The 15383-nt window shown below is 38.3% G+C and carries 18 protein-coding genes and 1 other RNA gene; 7 read left to right on the top strand and 12 right to left on the bottom strand.

Annotation, left to right across the window (positions count from 1 at the left end):
• Nucleotides 1-70: 70 nt before the first annotated feature.
• The 3 genes from rbfA to rpsO all read left to right on the top strand — a co-directional run bounded on the left by rbfA (nucleotide 71) and on the right by rpsO (nucleotide 1846).
• Nucleotides 71-475 (top strand): 30S ribosome-binding factor RbfA, encoded by a 405-nt coding sequence (gene rbfA / locus ACOI22_RS03895; protein ID WP_420670413.1) that lies wholly within the window; start codon nucleotides 71-73, stop codon nucleotides 473-475.
• Complete coding sequence (truB, locus tag ACOI22_RS03890; protein ID WP_420670411.1) at nucleotides 476-1426, top strand: tRNA pseudouridine(55) synthase TruB; 951 nt, start codon at nucleotides 476-478, stop codon at nucleotides 1424-1426.
• A gap of 150 nt (nucleotides 1427-1576) precedes the next feature.
• Nucleotides 1577-1846: a 30S ribosomal protein S15 gene (gene rpsO / locus ACOI22_RS03885; RefSeq protein ID WP_420670409.1), complete on the top strand. Its 270-nt coding sequence runs from the start codon at nucleotides 1577-1579 to the stop codon at nucleotides 1844-1846.
• Nucleotides 1847-1917: 71 nt separating this feature from the next.
• Here the strand turns inward: rpsO and ACOI22_RS03880 are convergent, their stop codons facing one another.
• Nucleotides 1918-2658, bottom strand: coding sequence for a hypothetical protein (locus ACOI22_RS03880; protein WP_420670407.1), 741 nt, complete (start codon nucleotides 2656-2658; stop codon nucleotides 1918-1920).
• Between the two features lie 219 nt (nucleotides 2659-2877).
• Between ACOI22_RS03880 and ACOI22_RS03875 the strand changes: the two genes are divergently transcribed.
• Entirely contained in the window at nucleotides 2878-5307 is a 2430-nt protein-coding gene (locus ACOI22_RS03875; RefSeq protein WP_420670404.1) for a putative bifunctional diguanylate cyclase/phosphodiesterase, read from the top strand.
• Nucleotides 5308-5330: 23 nt separating this feature from the next.
• Nucleotides 5331-5693 (top strand): DUF3703 domain-containing protein, encoded by a 363-nt coding sequence (locus ACOI22_RS03870; RefSeq protein WP_420670402.1) that lies wholly within the window; start codon nucleotides 5331-5333, stop codon nucleotides 5691-5693.
• Between the two features lie 51 nt (nucleotides 5694-5744).
• Here the strand turns inward: ACOI22_RS03870 and ACOI22_RS03865 are convergent, their stop codons facing one another.
• The 10 genes from ACOI22_RS03865 to ssrA form a co-directional block, all read right to left on the bottom strand.
• Nucleotides 5745-6128 (bottom strand): hypothetical protein, encoded by a 384-nt coding sequence (locus tag ACOI22_RS03865; protein WP_420670400.1) that lies wholly within the window; start codon nucleotides 6126-6128, stop codon nucleotides 5745-5747.
• A 382-nt stretch (nucleotides 6129-6510) separates the two neighbouring features.
• Nucleotides 6511-7062, bottom strand: a complete 552-nt coding sequence (locus ACOI22_RS03860) for a hypothetical protein (RefSeq protein ID WP_420670398.1) — start codon at nucleotides 7060-7062, stop codon at nucleotides 6511-6513.
• Between the two features lie 162 nt (nucleotides 7063-7224).
• A complete protein-coding gene (locus tag ACOI22_RS03855) occupies nucleotides 7225-7614 on the bottom strand; it encodes a hypothetical protein (RefSeq protein WP_420670396.1) in 390 nt (129 codons plus the stop codon).
• Nucleotides 7615-7904: 290 nt separating this feature from the next.
• The gene (locus tag ACOI22_RS03850; protein WP_420670394.1) at nucleotides 7905-8336 is read right to left on the bottom strand and encodes a hypothetical protein; all 432 of its coding nucleotides are present in this window, start codon (nucleotides 8334-8336) and stop codon (nucleotides 7905-7907) included.
• Nucleotides 8326-9075 (bottom strand): helix-turn-helix domain-containing protein, encoded by a 750-nt coding sequence (locus ACOI22_RS03845; protein WP_420670392.1) that lies wholly within the window; start codon nucleotides 9073-9075, stop codon nucleotides 8326-8328. Before ACOI22_RS03845 ends, ACOI22_RS03850 begins: the two co-directional genes overlap by 11 nt.
• Before the next feature lie 3 nt (nucleotides 9076-9078).
• On the bottom strand, nucleotides 9079-9408 hold the full coding sequence (locus tag ACOI22_RS03840) for a hypothetical protein (RefSeq protein ID WP_420670390.1): 330 nt from the start codon (nucleotides 9406-9408) through the stop codon (nucleotides 9079-9081).
• A gap of 1 nt (nucleotide 9409) precedes the next feature.
• On the bottom strand, nucleotides 9410-9673 hold the full coding sequence (locus tag ACOI22_RS03835; protein WP_420670388.1) for a helix-turn-helix transcriptional regulator: 264 nt from the start codon (nucleotides 9671-9673) through the stop codon (nucleotides 9410-9412).
• Nucleotides 9674-10163: 490 nt separating this feature from the next.
• Complete coding sequence (locus tag ACOI22_RS03830; RefSeq protein WP_420670386.1) at nucleotides 10164-10373, bottom strand: hypothetical protein; 210 nt, start codon at nucleotides 10371-10373, stop codon at nucleotides 10164-10166.
• A gap of 11 nt (nucleotides 10374-10384) precedes the next feature.
• Nucleotides 10385-11641, bottom strand: coding sequence for an integrase domain-containing protein (locus ACOI22_RS03825; protein ID WP_420670384.1), 1257 nt, complete (start codon nucleotides 11639-11641; stop codon nucleotides 10385-10387).
• A gap of 177 nt (nucleotides 11642-11818) precedes the next feature.
• Nucleotides 11819-12186: a transfer-messenger RNA gene (gene ssrA / locus ACOI22_RS03820) on the bottom strand.
• Nucleotides 12187-12318: 132 nt separating this feature from the next.
• On the opposite strand from ssrA, the gene ACOI22_RS03815 reads away from it, so the two are divergent.
• Together ACOI22_RS03815 and ACOI22_RS03810 are read left to right on the top strand one after the other, a co-directional pair.
• Nucleotides 12319-12708, top strand: a complete 390-nt coding sequence (locus tag ACOI22_RS03815; protein ID WP_420670382.1) for a hypothetical protein — start codon at nucleotides 12319-12321, stop codon at nucleotides 12706-12708.
• A 50-nt stretch (nucleotides 12709-12758) separates the two neighbouring features.
• The gene (locus tag ACOI22_RS03810; RefSeq protein ID WP_420670380.1) at nucleotides 12759-14882 is read left to right on the top strand and encodes a TonB-dependent receptor; all 2124 of its coding nucleotides are present in this window, start codon (nucleotides 12759-12761) and stop codon (nucleotides 14880-14882) included.
• A 27-nt stretch (nucleotides 14883-14909) separates the two neighbouring features.
• Here ACOI22_RS03810 and smpB read toward each other — a convergent pair whose 3' ends face one another.
• The gene (smpB, locus tag ACOI22_RS03805) at nucleotides 14910-15377 is read right to left on the bottom strand and encodes an SsrA-binding protein SmpB (RefSeq protein WP_420670378.1); all 468 of its coding nucleotides are present in this window, start codon (nucleotides 15375-15377) and stop codon (nucleotides 14910-14912) included.
• Nucleotides 15378-15383 lie beyond the last annotated feature (6 nt).

The following is a 15383-nucleotide window of genomic DNA, read 5'->3' as shown; positions in this document are numbered from 1 at the left end:
CGCTTACGACTTCAATAAAACGGAGGCCTAGTGCCTCCGTTTTTGTCACTTTAAATAATAGGATATAGTTATGCCTAGAGAATTTTCTAGAACGGACCGAGTGGGTCAACAAATACACAAAGAAATTGCTAGTATTTTACAGCAAGAATTTAAACACAGAGAGCCTGAAGTAGGCATGATCACCGTGTCGGGCGTTGAAATATCACGAGACTTAGCGCACGCGAAGGTGTTTATTACCTTTTATGAAAATGATGAAGCTAAAGTGGCAGAAGATCTTCAAAAGTTACAAGATGCGAAAGGTTTTGTGCGAGGCCTATTAGGTAAACGCATAAGAATGCGTAACGTGCCTGCAGTACACTTCTTCCAAGATGCTTCTATTCTAGAAGGCGCAAGGATATCTGCTTTAGTGAATAAAGCTATTGCTGCCGATGAAGAAAAAAGCAAGTCTGACAAGCCTGACGAAGAAAGTAACTAAATGGGGCGTAAACGTAAAGGCAGAGCCATCAACGGCGTATTAATTGTTGATAAACCACAGGGGATATCTTCAAACGACGTTGTTCAGCGGGTAAAACGCATCTATAAGGCACAAAAAGCAGGTCATACCGGTGCACTTGACCCTTTAGCAACGGGTTTGTTACCGGTGTGTTTAGGTGAGGCAACAAAATTTTCTCAATTCTTATTAGACGCTGATAAATCGTATTTTGTAAGTGCAATATTAGGCGAGCGAACCGATACCTCTGATGCTGATGGTGAAATAGTTGAAACTAAACCCGTAAATGTTACCGAAAGTGATATTCGCGCTGCTTTAGGGCAATTTAGAGGTCAAATAAAACAAGTTCCCTCTATGTTTTCAGCCTTAAAACACGAAGGGAAACCTTTGTACTATTACGCTAGGCAAGGAATCACTATTGAACGTCCTGCCAGAGACATCACCATTTATGATATTGAGTGGGTTTCGCTAGAAAACAATGTACTTTCATTAAATGTGCAATGCTCAAAAGGTACGTACATTCGTAGCTTAATAGATGACTTAGGTCAACTCCTAGGTTGCGGTGCCCACGTAAGCGTACTAAGGCGCACAGAGGTTGCACATTATAAGTCAGCGCAAATGTATACCTTCGAACAACTTGAGTCTTTGCAGGAAGAAGATAAATTTTCACCTTTAGATGACATTCTTTTACCTATGGATACCGCGATTGCGTCTTTAACGAAGCGTGTTGTGTCAGAAGAAGAAGCTATTCAGTTTTGTTTAGGACAAGCTGTAAGCTCTATTGACTTATCGAGCCCCAGACTAAATGAGGGTGAGGTGGTCAGATTGTATGAGGAAACAACGCAACGATTTCTGGGCGTAGCTACCGTAAATGAAATGAATTTATTGCAGCCGAAACGAGTTGTGGTTTACGCAAGCGATACATTAGAAGCTTAAGTGAATAAAGTTTACACTGAATATTGCTTAATTCGTAAGTATCATGGCCTTTTGACTTGCACTTTTCACTGAGCTCTATATACTACGCGCTCTTTCTGGCGGCTCTGAATTAGTGATCGGAACCGCTCAAACTTTTCTTTGGAGAAAAATATGTCACTAACTACAGTAGAAACAGCAAAAATTGTTGCCGATTACGGCGTAAAAGAAGGCGATACAGGTTCACCTGAAGTACAAGTTGCCCTTTTAACGCATAATATCAATAAATTACAAGGTCACTTTTCTGACCATAAAAAAGATCACCACTCACGTCGTGGCCTTTTAAGAATGGTTAGCCAACGTAGAAAGCTTTTAGATTACTTAAAGCGTAAAAACGTTGAGCGTTATCAAGACCTTATTAAGCGTTTAGGTTTACGTCGATAGTCGTAAATTTAAGGCTTAAAAAAAGCACCCATTGGGTGCTTTTTTATTGTCTAAAAATAAGTGATAGAAAATTATACTGAGCGGTTTACCAGTTCATTAAGCTTATTTTCTACTTGCTGAAGTTTTTGCAAAAGAGACGTATTGCGTTTCTCTAATAAAATGAGTTTTTCACTCATTTGACGTAATTCCGCGTTTTGTTTGTTAATTGTGTTTTGTAAGTTTTCTTGTTCTACGTTAATAGCAAGAATATCATTACTCTGCCCACTCACTTTATTATTTACACTGTCAACACGGTTTTGAACTTGCTTAATTCCATCTAAACTACTTGCAATTTTAGTATCGGTTTTCTTCAACAAGGCGTTAACGTCACTTTGAAAGCTGCTCACTTTCTTTTCTACCGTGCGAAGTTCTTGCTGATTGCGGCGCCATGCCGAAGCCCAAAGCTTGTCCATTTGCTCCCATAATTGTTCAGATTTATTACTCAACTCAGTGACTTTAATCTGCAATGCAACGGTTGAGTTATCCATCTCTTCTCCCGTGGCCGACAATCTATTTTCTAAACTCTCTATTCGTGCCTCGTTGGCAGACAAAGCACTTGTTTGCTTTGTATTCATCCAATACAAATAGCCACTGGCGGCTATAGCACCTACTGATAAAACCATTAAAAAGCTAACTAAAGCGTTGTTAGACTTTGTTACCACTTGAGTCTTTGTATTCTTTGCGCTGCCTTGTCGTTGACTCGCCATGGGAAGGCGATCACTAATTTCAACATTTATAGGTGCAAAGTCGTTATCTTTACTGTTATTAGACATTTACACTGTCCTTTTTTTAATTTTAAGTTATTTTTTAAAGTTCCTAGCCGATATAATACAACAAGTAAACGAAAGTGATAACTCATAATCTAACAATATGCATAAGAGCATACTAAAACACCTATATAAATCAAAAGGTGTTATGATAACCTTGATTTTTTTACAATTTATTTAATTTAATAAGTAAATTCGCTATGTGGCTAAAAGGCTTTTTTTGGCATGAAATTAAAAAGTAAATTATCATTCACATTAGGCATTCGCAGCTTAGCGCTATTAGTATGCTTAGGCTTAGTAATGGCGTTTTTACAAACATTTTTTGACTTCAAACAACGCCAATCCGAAGTAAAGACCACCATTAACGCTATTGTTTCTTCTTCTCAAAGCTCAGCTAGCAATGCCGTATTTTTATTAGAAGAAGCCATGGCAATGCAAGTTATCACTGGCTTAGCCAACTTTGAATTCTTTAGTTACATTGCCATTATTAATGAACAAGGGAATGTTATGGCCGAATTTCATCGAGACGATGATTTTGACGATGGCGTGGTCACCCTTGATACATATAATCCTTTTTTATCATTTGTATCTGATAATTTAAGTCGTATAACGGTCCCATTAACAGGCACAAATTTATCAACATCGGAAACTGAAACCTACGGTGAAATGGTATTGGTTATTAATAATCATATTGCCTTGTTAGGTGTATATGAGCGCGCGGTGCGTACTTTCAGTATTTCCATTGCAGGCTATATATTACTTACACTAGCACTAAGTTACCTGTATCACTTTTCATTAGCCGCGCCACTTATCAGGTTATCTAAACGCTTCCAACGCGTAAACACTAAGTCTATTGCCACTCAAAAAATTAGCCATCTTATTGGTCATGAAAGAAATGAATTTAGCCTCATTGTAAACGCGGCAAATGACATGCTGTATAGAATATCAAGTAGCCAAGTGTTATTAACAGAAAGAAGCCAACGCTTCCGTTTAATATTAGATACTGCTCCTGCCTTAATTTTCTCACTTGATAACCATCTAAATTTCGTTTTTGCAAACAAGGCGACTGCCACGTTTTATGGCTATTCCATTTATGAGTTAAAAGGGCGCAGTGCTACTGATGTAATTGAACCTATTGACGTACAAATGATGAGTGCTATAAACGACTTTATCAGTTCTACCACTCGCCAGCTCAATGAAATTTTACATCTTCAAAATGCAAGCCAAGCCAATTGCTATATGGAAGTTACTTTTGTTAAATTTAAAACGCCCGAAGGCCACAGTATTTTAGTTACTGCAACAGACGTGACTAAACGGGTACAAGCTGAAGAAAAAATAGAATCACTAGCTTATTTTGATCCACTCACTACCTTGCCAAACCGAAATAAGGTTTATGAAGTGCTAAATCAGCAAAATCATAAAACTGACAATGTGTACGGCATTGCTGCTATAGCAGATTTAGACCAATTCAAACGTATTAACGATACCCTAAGTCATTCAACGGGAGATCAGCTAATTGTGAAGCTAGCAAACAGATTACGTAATGAATTTTCGTTTTCTGATTTGATTGCTAGGCTAGGAGCAGATGAATTTCTTTGTATAGAAGAGGGAGTATCAAATGATCTGCAAGTCGCAAAAAATGGCGCTGAAGTATTAGGTGAACGTTTACGCAGTTGTATTAGTAAAGAAATCGAAATAGGCCTACATAGTTATGCTTTGTCAGCCAGTGTGGGCGTAGTTGTATATAAAAAGAATAAGGTGAGCGCTGATGAAATTCTGCAATATGCTGATACGGCTATGTACGAATCAAAACGAGCAGGAAGAAATTGCGTCACGTTGTTTAGAAATGAAATGGCCACACAAGCTGCCGAATTACTGCAACTAGAACGCGATATTATGAAAGCGATGTTTAAAGATGAATTCTTTTTTGTACTACAGCCCCTTATTGATTCTACTACACAAGAATTGAAAGGTGCCGAAGCTTTAATGCGCTGGCGTAAAGGTAGCGAAATAGTAAATCCTGGAGATTTCATTCCGTTTTTAGAAGAAAGTGCACTGATAGTAGATGTAGGCGAACGCATATTGAGTAAAGTATGTGCATATATTAAAAGTGCTTCTGATAAAGGCATATTACCAAGCGACTTTAAAATAGCTGTTAATATTAGTGTTAAACAACTAGCAAGAAATGATTTCATTGAAACCGTTTCTAAGGTACTTACGAAACATGGCGTAAAAGGGAGTGCCTTAGAGTTTGAAATTACTGAAAGTGTTGCTTTAAATAACATGGTTGACACTATCGCCAAAATTAAATTATTGAGAAAAATGGGAATTGGATTTTCTCTAGATGATTTTGGTACGGGCTATTCCTCATTGAGCCACTTAAAAGATTTACCTGTAGATAAATTGAAAATTGACCGTTCGTTTATTAATGATATTACGGTCGACAAGCAAGACGAAAACTTAGTGCGTTCTATTATACAACTATCTAAAAATTTAGGTTTAGTTACTGTTGCCGAGGGCGTTGAAACACAATCTCAAGTAGAATGGTTAATGTTAAATGGGGAAGTGTTATTGCAGGGCTATTATTTTAGCCGGCCCATTGAGCCTAACGAGTTTGAAAATAAGTATTTTGATCTTGCGCAAGTTCCCCAATAAAAAACACGTGATGGATACGTATTGTGAATTTTAATCAAGCTGCAAAACCCTATATAGTTCAAAAGCTAAGCGAAGCAAATAAATTGTTTAAGAACAACAATGATGATGCAGGATTCAAAGCCTTAGAAGATGCACACGTGATTGGCCAATACTCAACTTTTTACCACACTCAAGTGCATTATGAAATGTTAAAGTTTGGATTAAAACGCAAGGACCTAAAAGAGGTGCTTGGTCAAATTTTTAGATTAATAGGTGCATTAACTAAAACGGCTATTGGCTTGTTGCCAGATGGTAATACAGGTGGCTCGGATGTGAGTCCTTTTAAGGCAATGCCCATCTCTTATGCAAATAAAGTTATTTTGGAAAAAATAAAACATACGAAGTGATAAATAAGCATTAGCTGAACAAACAAGGACGTAATTTAAAGGCGGCTTTCCTTAAATATCACCTCGTCCAGCGCTTTCCATTTGCTTAATATGTCTCTTTATCCTGGCTATATCTTCGGGCCTATATTGCCCCTCATAGGTCATAATGGCCTCATATGCTATTTTATCGGCTTTCACTATTTTAAATGCTAGCTTTTCGCCGTCGTATATTCTTACCTCTTTGTTTTCTTCGTCATATTCAAAGCGACCAATAACGGCGCGAAGTGTTGAACCTGGCAAGTATTCGTCATAGCCGGCTGAAATAATGACGCCGCCGTCAATGTTTACAGACTGCGATATAGGCCAGCCAAAATCAAGCCTTGGCTTAGTTAGCATAGCGTGTTCTAAATGTTCTTTGATAAAGCTATTAAGTTCGGTTTTTATGGCGTATAGCATAATTATCTATTCCTGATGTAAATTACGAATTTAACTTTAGTGTAAGCAAATGCCGCGTTGCTGAGTGTAGCGCGCTATTAATTGCCACTTTAAGAACAATGACTTTGAGCTTAGGGCAATTGGCAATATATGGTAGTTGCTTGCATTTAAGCACGGGTGTTTGAGCACATCTATAGATATTTACATTTGTGCTAAATTTGACGCAAAAAAAAGGCTGAATAATCAGCCTTAATTTATTAAAGTGGTGGAGCTGGCGGGAATTATATAGAGCGTTTAAGTTATTGTATTAAATAAATATTGAACGTTGATTGGGGTCGTCGTGTTACTTCCTGTGTTACCATTATCAATTGTCATCAATATGAAATTTGATATGATTTATCAATTAACAATTTTTTTCTTCAAAACATTCTAATTCTTTTAGAAACGCTGCTGATAATGAGCCTGGTATTATGAACGTCCCCTCTTTACGTTTGCCATAAGCTTTTACTTCCCAGTCCTTACCAGCGATTTTTCTTAGATACTCAATTGGTACCGAAACTCCGAAAACCTCTTTCGTGTTGACCATGTTAAGCTCAACTGAAGCCTTACTATCTATATCAATAAAATCAAATGAATATCCATCTTCGCCATTGGCTGAATGATAAAAACCCCAATCAACATCCGACACAACAACATAAAGCTGAATAAATAACCGTGCGTCATTCTGATAGGTACTTCTAAACCTTAGTTGCACTGGGAATGTGTCAGTAAATCCTTTGCGGCTTAAGTATAGGGGCGTTCGTATAGAAGTGGTGTTGTTAAATTTGTCATACTCTACAGTTATATCAGTGCTAACTTTGCTAGCATCCTTAGGTGCTTTTTGAGGTATAGATGGTAGATGAATAACACAAGCTTGTAGGCTAACGACAAGTAACAAATAGATAAATATTTTCATAGAAAAAGTCCCTTTAATAGTTAGCTTAATATTGTATAGAAGTTAACCTACTGTCAATCACTATTGAAGTGATTTCAATGTTAACATTTATTAACACATATTAACTATTAAGAGTGTGCTGCTTTTGATTTAAATGACAGGTTTTGACAGGTTCAAAAGAGTTTAAATATAGCCCCGCCCGGCGCTTTGCATTTGCGCTATATGCTTTTTAATGCGTGCTACGTCCTCTGGCCTATACTGGCCCTCGTAACTCATAATATCGTTATAGGCGGGCCCCTGGGCTTTAACAATCTTAAATTTGAGCTTATCCCCCTGGTACACTCTTATTTCGCTGTTGTCGGAGTCATACTCAAACCGCCCGGTTATTTCTTTCAGCGTCGAGCCAGGTAAGTATTCGTCATAACCGGCTGAAATAATAACGCCGTCGTCTATGTCAACCGATTGCGTGAACGGGTATTGCACATCGCTTGCTACATCAACGCGAATAAGCATAGCGTGCTCTAGGTTTTCTTTGATGAAGTCATTTAATTTCGTTTTTATCGCATACAACATATGTATTAACTTAAATTGCCAGTGTAGGGATTAAACTATTTTAGCAATTTATTATAACTCTTACTTATGTTTTAACTTTACCTAGGGGTAATTTAACGATTGTTTTTCGCCTGCAATAAATTAATGATACTTGATATAAAATGAAATTAGCTTTAATTGTCACTGTGCAAGCTTGTGCTTTGTTTAAGTATAATAATGGTAATTGACATGGGGTGCGTTCTAACAGCGCTCTGGGACGCTTGTTAAGCGCTTCATTATATGAGCATTCCCTATTGAATCGCCGTGGTGAATTATTGCAACTTATCTTCCCAATCAGTACTTATAACTAAAAACGAATCGGTACCCAGTAACGCCGTACTATTGAACCCTGTAGATTTTAGCTCATAGTCAGCGTAAGCAAGTAAATAGTGAATTGATTGGCCTGGTAATCTTTCGGTATTTACCTCAGTTAGCAAGCCTATTTTTATTAATTCGCCACGAAAGGTTCTAATATTTTCCCTTGAATAACTGATGCGCTTATTTTTAATTCGATTCTGTTTTGCATAATTTAGGCAGTAAAGAAGATCCGAATTGGCAACTAACGTTATGCCATTAGTGTTGTTCATAAATCGACGGTAAACAAGCGCGTATAAGAGCCTACTTTCTAAAGATATTGAATCACTTTCTAAAAGGTCATATTCTGCTAAGGTGAATTTGTTGCTTTTCTTATTATTAAAACTCACTATTGCCACTCCTCTTTTCGGCTGCGTCATATGCGATTGTAAGCGCGTATGCTGTGCTGTTTTTTGGCTTTGTTGATTTATTTCTACTCAACCAACCATTTATAGCTGACTCCCACGACTTCATTTTATTTTTACCAACCAGCCAACCATTACTTTCGTAGTAGTGAAAAAACTGTTCCGCAATATTGTAATCAACTTGACCTTGCAATTTCATATGATCATAAACTTCACTTACAGACGGTTTTACAAAACGTTTCTTTTCACGCTCTATCTTTTTAGATTCAATGATAGGTTTACTTATAGATTCTGGGTCAAGCTCTTTGACTAGGGGTAGTAAACTTGTTTGACTAGGGTGGTCAAGTTGTTTGACTAGGGGTAGTAAACTTGTTTGACTAGGGTGGTCAATCTGTTTGTCTAAGGGCGGTTCATCTTCGCTGCTTGAATGAACTTTTACATTCGGCAATAACTCAATTGATTTAAGGTTGAGTTTATAGCGATTACTAGCCGATCCTTTTTTACCTTTTCGAGGCTCAATCTTTAAAAGATCATAACTCTCTAACTTAGTAATTTGAGCAATCGCAGTTTGCCGGCTAAGCCCGCAATATTTAGCTATCGTTAGATAACTAGGCCAGCATTCACCTTTGTCATTTGCATTATCTGCTAACTTTAGCATTACAAACTTAGCATTTGCACTGTGAAACTCTTTTGACCAGACTAGTGCTGATATACTGAACGACATAAACTAAACCACTCCACTTAATTCACCTTTCGCATTTCGCCTTGCTTTAAGGCGCTGCAATAGAGCGTGCGCTAGCTCTACAGAATAAGGATCTGCTAGTGTGTATCTAGTAAAATGAGCAAAACCACCGGCGCGATTCCTATGCTTTTCCGTCTGCCGGTGGATTAAGATCCCATGTGAGTTCGCCAGAGTTGAAATTGTAGAGTGTAAGCAGGTTTCACCATACTCACTAAATGCCTCTAATTGATTCGAACCATTGGGTCCATTGGCAAGCATCATAGACAAGCAAAGCTCTACTTTAAGTGGTGGTTTAGCTGGTTTACAAGAAAGCATATTAGGCCACCAATGAAAGGCTTTTTCTATGTGCCACCAAGTCTTGTACTAACTGCTGTATTTCTTCGTTAGACTTGCCATAAATACGAGCGGCCATTATGTGGTGAACTTCTTGTTCAATAAAACCAACTGACCGCTCACCTAGTGAAATTAAAGGAACCATTAACCCTTTTGATATGATGTGCTTTAAGTTTGTTTCGCTAATCGCTAAACAACGCTTTGCTTCAACTTTTGTCATAAATCTAGTTTGTTTAATATCGTACATTTTGTATTACCTTTGGTTGATTGTTAAATGCTGAAAACAGTTAAGCATACTTAACTATAATTGTCTTGTAGGCCATATTTGGCGTGGCATTCAAGGGGTTACTAATAAGACCCCAAAAGACCTAAAAAGACCTAAAAGGACCTTGTTTTAATAACTGAAAAAAATGTTTTTATGGCGAAAAGTTCTAAACCCGCCTAATTTTTCTAGTTCTTGCATGCCTATCGAGTAGATAATTACAGATAGCGACCTGTAGTTATCACCAGCGAGATAAAAGTAAAACACACATGTTTATAATTGTCTTGTGGGTCATTTGTGGCGGGTGATGTGTTGAATTTTCAGATTTCCTTCATTTTCTTTTATATTCGTTCATTTGCGTCTATTAATATAAATAAAAAAAATGTTTTAACTTTTAATTATAGTTTAAATAAATGTGTAGAACGCGATGTTAAGGCAAAAGGTGGAGCGGGGGGAATGCTCCACCGGCGGGCTATTAACTAACTAAACGCTCTAGATCGCTGTCTATTGAACTTAGATAATCCTTAACACCTGTCATTGCTGCTACTAGCTTTTTGTTCTCAGGACTTGCGGTTTCAAGCTCTTGTGCTTGCCCTAGCGTTAGGTTTAACAACTGAATACAGTTCTCTAATTTTGCTGATACTGTAAATACATCATCTTTATTGATCATCGTTTCATTGTTCATGGTATTTCCTTTTACTTAAAATTAACTACGTTTAATGTTTTTGCATTGGCACCTAAGCTTAAGTTGCCATTTGCGGCGTTTTCTATATGCGAACTCCACCAATCCATTACAGTGCGTCTGCGCTCTAAATAGTCAGTCCGATTGTAAGCACGCCTTACGGTGTTACTATCAACATGCGCTAAACATGTTTCTATAACATCAGCATCAAAGCCTTGTTCATTCAGTGTGCTGCTAGCTAATGAGCGCAAGCCGTGTGCTACAAGTTGTTGCTTAAAACCCATACGCTTTAGGGCCATGTTAGCGGTTGAGCTATTAGCATGCTGCAGAGGGTTTCTGTCGGATGGAAAAATAAAAGGCCGGTGGCCGCTAATAGGTTTTATATATTCCAATAGAGCTAAAGTTTGATCAGTTAATGGCACAACGTGATCGCCATTGCTGCTTTTTTTCATTTTTTCGGCTGGTATAGTCCAAGTTCGCTTTACTAAATCTATCTCTGACCATTCAGCTTTTGCCGCCTCGCTTGGCCTTACCATTGTATGTAATTGCCATTCAATTAAGCAGCGTGTGACTATTTTAATATTAGCCGTAGATAATGCGCTCATAACTCTAGGCAATTGATCAGGTGCAAGGCTTGGTAGGTTGGTTGCTTTCGGCGCTTCAAACGCTTTATTAATGGCTGCAAGCGGATTGTTTAATATGATCCCTGTGTTTGTAGCAAAGTACATAACCTCATTTAAGCGCTGGCAAACACGTTTAACAGTTTCTAAGCTACCTTTAGCGGCCAATGGATTAAGTACTTCAATTGCTTGTTTAGCCGTTATTTGTGAAAGAGGGGCTTTGCCTAAGCTTGGTAAAACATGCAATTCAAGAGATCGCCAAATATCGACAGCATAGCTAGGGCTCACTTGTGTTCGCTTTACTTCAAACCACCGGCTAGCGACAGCAAACAAAGTGTTTGAATGTTTTTCTTGCTCTAATGCCAGGTTATTGTCTCTATACTCTTTAGGATCTAAAGACTTAGCTAATAGGCTTAAATTGTCCTCGCGCATCTTTCTAGCGTCTACTAACTTGAGGGCAGGGTATTTGCCTAGCGCTATGTTCTTGCGCTTGCCTGTGTATGGATGAGTGTAATTGAACAACCAAACTTTTGTGCCGGTGGGCTTAATTCTTAATAACAAGCCGTTACCGTCAGCAAGTGAATATTCCTTTGCTTTCGGCTTTGCATTTTCAAGTTGTGTGTTGGTTAGAGGTTTAACTATTTTAGCCATTTTAGTAACACCATATAGGGGGTTAGTAACACCGTGTTACCATTCATGTTACTAAATAATATAGTTAACTACAATTAACTATAAGCACAGAAATACCTCTACAGCCCTTTAAATACTTGATTTTTAATAAAATTTAGGCAAAAAAAAGGCTGAAAAATCAGCCTTAGTTATTAAAAGTGGTGGAGCTGGCGGGAATTGAACCCGCGTCCAGAAAGCGTCAACCGTTGGCACTACATGCTTAGTCAGTCTTTATTCTCGTTAATAAGCTGCCGACAGACAGGCCACTTAGAAACATACCTGATTTAGTTTTAGTGCTTCAGCTATCAGGTGTAAGCTTCCACACGATCCTTTTTGGGTTTGACTCTTTGTAATTCCCCGTCTTAAAGGCGGAAGCTAGGGCAAAGAGGCTCTGAACAGGGTATTAAGCTGCTAGTGCGTAGTTTTCGTCGTTTGCGACTATTTTTTTGCGGCTTTTTTAAGAGGCCAACCGCACCTCTGCATGCACCTCAAGCATCATTGAATCCTGTCGAATCCAGAGCAGCCCCGAAGTAATTAGTAATTTTAGCATGTGCAAAGTTGATTTACATCATTTTTCACTCTTTGAGTTGCAATAAAGAGTAGATTTTAAGATCAATGGTTGATAAATTAAACTTACACACACAAAGGTATATACGCCGGTGCGAACAAAAAGTTTATTTTTATTAATCATACTTTTATTTAATCAGTGCCTTGCTTCTATAGCAAACGCTAATCAATTTACGCATGCCGTAAATAAAGTAGATGATAGTGTGTTGGTTATTTGCACAGGTTCGCAAGTTAAGTATATTTCAAGTGTCGATTACTTTAAGTTTGGCAAAATAGTTGAAGTTAATAGTAATCTTGATACTGAGCAAAAGCCGCTTTGCCCAGTTGAAAATACATTACAAGCATTAGACTTAGTAAGTGAGCCCTATAGTTTACTATGCTCTTATCGCACAAGCCTTAGTCTTAAGTCTTTGAGCCTACCTGTAAAGCCGTACACATTTACTCCTTTTAATCTTGCCACCGCGCGTGCTCCTCCTTTTTAATTCCAATTTAGTTATACGCCACATTTTTACTTTTTAAACTGGAATTATTTATGAATACCCATTATGTAAGCCTTCACAGGCCACTTATTGCTTGTGCTGTATATACTGCACTATCTAATTATACTTACGCTACTACCAATGAAATTAACGAAAGTGCCGCTTCAGGTTCTATTGAATCTATAGAGGTGATAGGGCAAATTAATACCTTGGCAATTGAGTCAGATATTGAACTGAGCCAAACCAGCTCGCCTGACTTACGAAAACAGCTATTACAATTTCCAAGCTTAAGTGTAAATGGTAATGGGAGGGTAACGGGCATTGTTCAATATAGGGGAATGTTCTCAGATAGAGTTAAACTGAGCATAGATGGTACTCACATTGCTGGTGCAGGCCCAAATGCAATGGATAGCCCGCTTTCACATGTGATTGGCACTTTGTCACAACAAGTGACCTTGTATCAAGGTATTGCGCCGGTAAGCGCAGGCGCCGAAACAATAGGGGGCGCACTTGATATAAGCGAACAGAAACCGAATTTTAGCAGTAATGATAACTATGATTTCAGCGGAGCACTAACCTTAGGTTGGTTCAACAATAAATCTAATAGCGCAAGTGGCACTATTAACGCAGTAAATAAGTCTAGCTATTTATCGCTGAGCGGCGACACTCAAAGCGGTGATAATGTTCAGGCTGGAAGTGGAATCACAGTGCCTAACACTTTTTATGATCGCCATGGCGCAAAAGTTAGAATGGGCTATAGAAATCAAAGTCATCAAATTGACTGGTACTTAAGCTCGCGCACAACGGGTGCTTCCGGTACGCCAACCTTAGCAATGGACATAGATTTCATTGATGCATTGGTATCAGGGCTTGATTACAAATACTTTATTGATAATCAGTGGACCTTTAAAGCAAAGTTATCGGCTAATAACAATGAACATGAAATGAACAATTTCGCGCTAAGACCCAATAGCTTGCCTACTTCTTTTAGGATAAATACTGTTGATAGTGAAGGGCGAGGTATAGCTACAAGTTTACTTTATGAAAAGGGCAATTGGGCAAATGAATACGGCGCAGAATACAAAACAAAAGAGCAAAATTCTCGTATAACCAACCCTAATGCAAGTGGCTTTTTCTTACAAAGTTTTGCGAATATTGAGCGCAGCTTAGGCTCTGTTTACGGGCAACTTTCTCAAACCTATGCGGTAAATAGCGGCTGGCAATCATGGCAAGTAGGAGCGCGTTTAAGCCAAGTAAGTGCTAAGGCAAACAACGTAGATACGAGTATGGCTATGATGATGCCGCCAGCAATGGCGCTTCGCGATGCGTTTAACAATGCCGATAAAAGTAAAGATTTTAGTTTGGCTGATGTTGTGGCTAAAACTAACTATATGGTAAATAACAATATTCAATTGCAAGCTTCAGTGGGTATCAAAGAAAATGCACCTAGCTATTCGCAACTGTACGTTTGGTTTCCTCTTGGTGTATCTGCTGGGCTTGCTGACGGCAGAAATTACTTAGGTAACTTAGATTTACAAAAAGAGAGTGCAAAAAAGATAGATTTTTCGGCGCATATTTTAGGCGATAACTGGTCATTTAGTCCCAGTGTTTTCTATTCGCATATTGATGATTATATTATTGGCTTGCCCTCTACCAATATGCCCGCCAATATGATTGCTGCAATGAATGGAATTGCTAATCCTTTGGTGTGGGGCAATGATGAAGCTCTTATTAAAGGCCTTGATGTAACTTATTCCCACCAAGTTAATCAATATTTGTCGATGCGCATGAATGCTCAGTACGTTAGGGGAAAGCAAACTGGCGCAATACAGCAAGATTTATATAGAATTGCGCCGCTCTCAGCAAACCTGAGTATTGCGTATACTCAAAATAATTATCAAGTAAATTTACATTCATATATTGTATCTAAACAAGATGACGTTTCGGCTTCGCAAAATGAAACGAGCACTGCAGGATATGCTTTATTTGATTTGAGTGTTGCTTATTATTTCAATAACGGCTTTACATTGAATGTGCTGGCTGAAAATATACTCGATAAAACGTATGCTGATCATTTATCGGGCTTAAGTAGAGTGAGCAATATTGAGTTGCCTGCTGGCAGCAAGCAACTGGGGGCGGGTAGAAACATAGGCGCTTATTTAACGTATCAGTTTTAGACCAATACGCCTTAACAAGCAAACGCATTATGCATGTTTCATAATGCGTTCTTTTTGCCTATCCCATTCTTTGTTTTTTAAGTCATTGCGTTTATCATGATCTTGCTTACCTTTGGCAAGATAAATTTCAAGTTTCACCCAACAGGCTTTCCAATACATTGCTGTGGCAACAATAGTCAGCCCTTTGCGGTCTAATCCGCCCATTAATTCTTCAATTTCACGCTTATTTAACAGTAACTTTCGCGTACGTGTAGGGTCACTAATTACATGAGAAGAAGCTTGAGTTAAAGGGATGATGCCAATATTAGTAACAAACGCTTCACCGTCTTTTATGTAAACGTAGGCGTCAGTTATATTCGCTTTACCAGCACGTATACTTTTCACTTCCCAACCTTGTAGGGTAAGGCCTGCTTCAAATTTATCGAGGAGATGGTAATCGTGGCGCGCCTTTTTATTTAAGGCGATCGTGTTATTATTTGTTTGCTTTTTTTTCATATGCGC

Origin of the sequence: Glaciecola sp. 2405UD65-10 (genome assembly GCF_048820975.1) — a bacterium.
Taxonomy (GTDB): Bacteria; Pseudomonadota; Gammaproteobacteria; order Enterobacterales; family Alteromonadaceae; genus Glaciecola.
The sequence above is the reverse complement of the archived record's forward strand: the minus strand, read 5'-3'. Positions and strand labels throughout refer to the sequence as shown.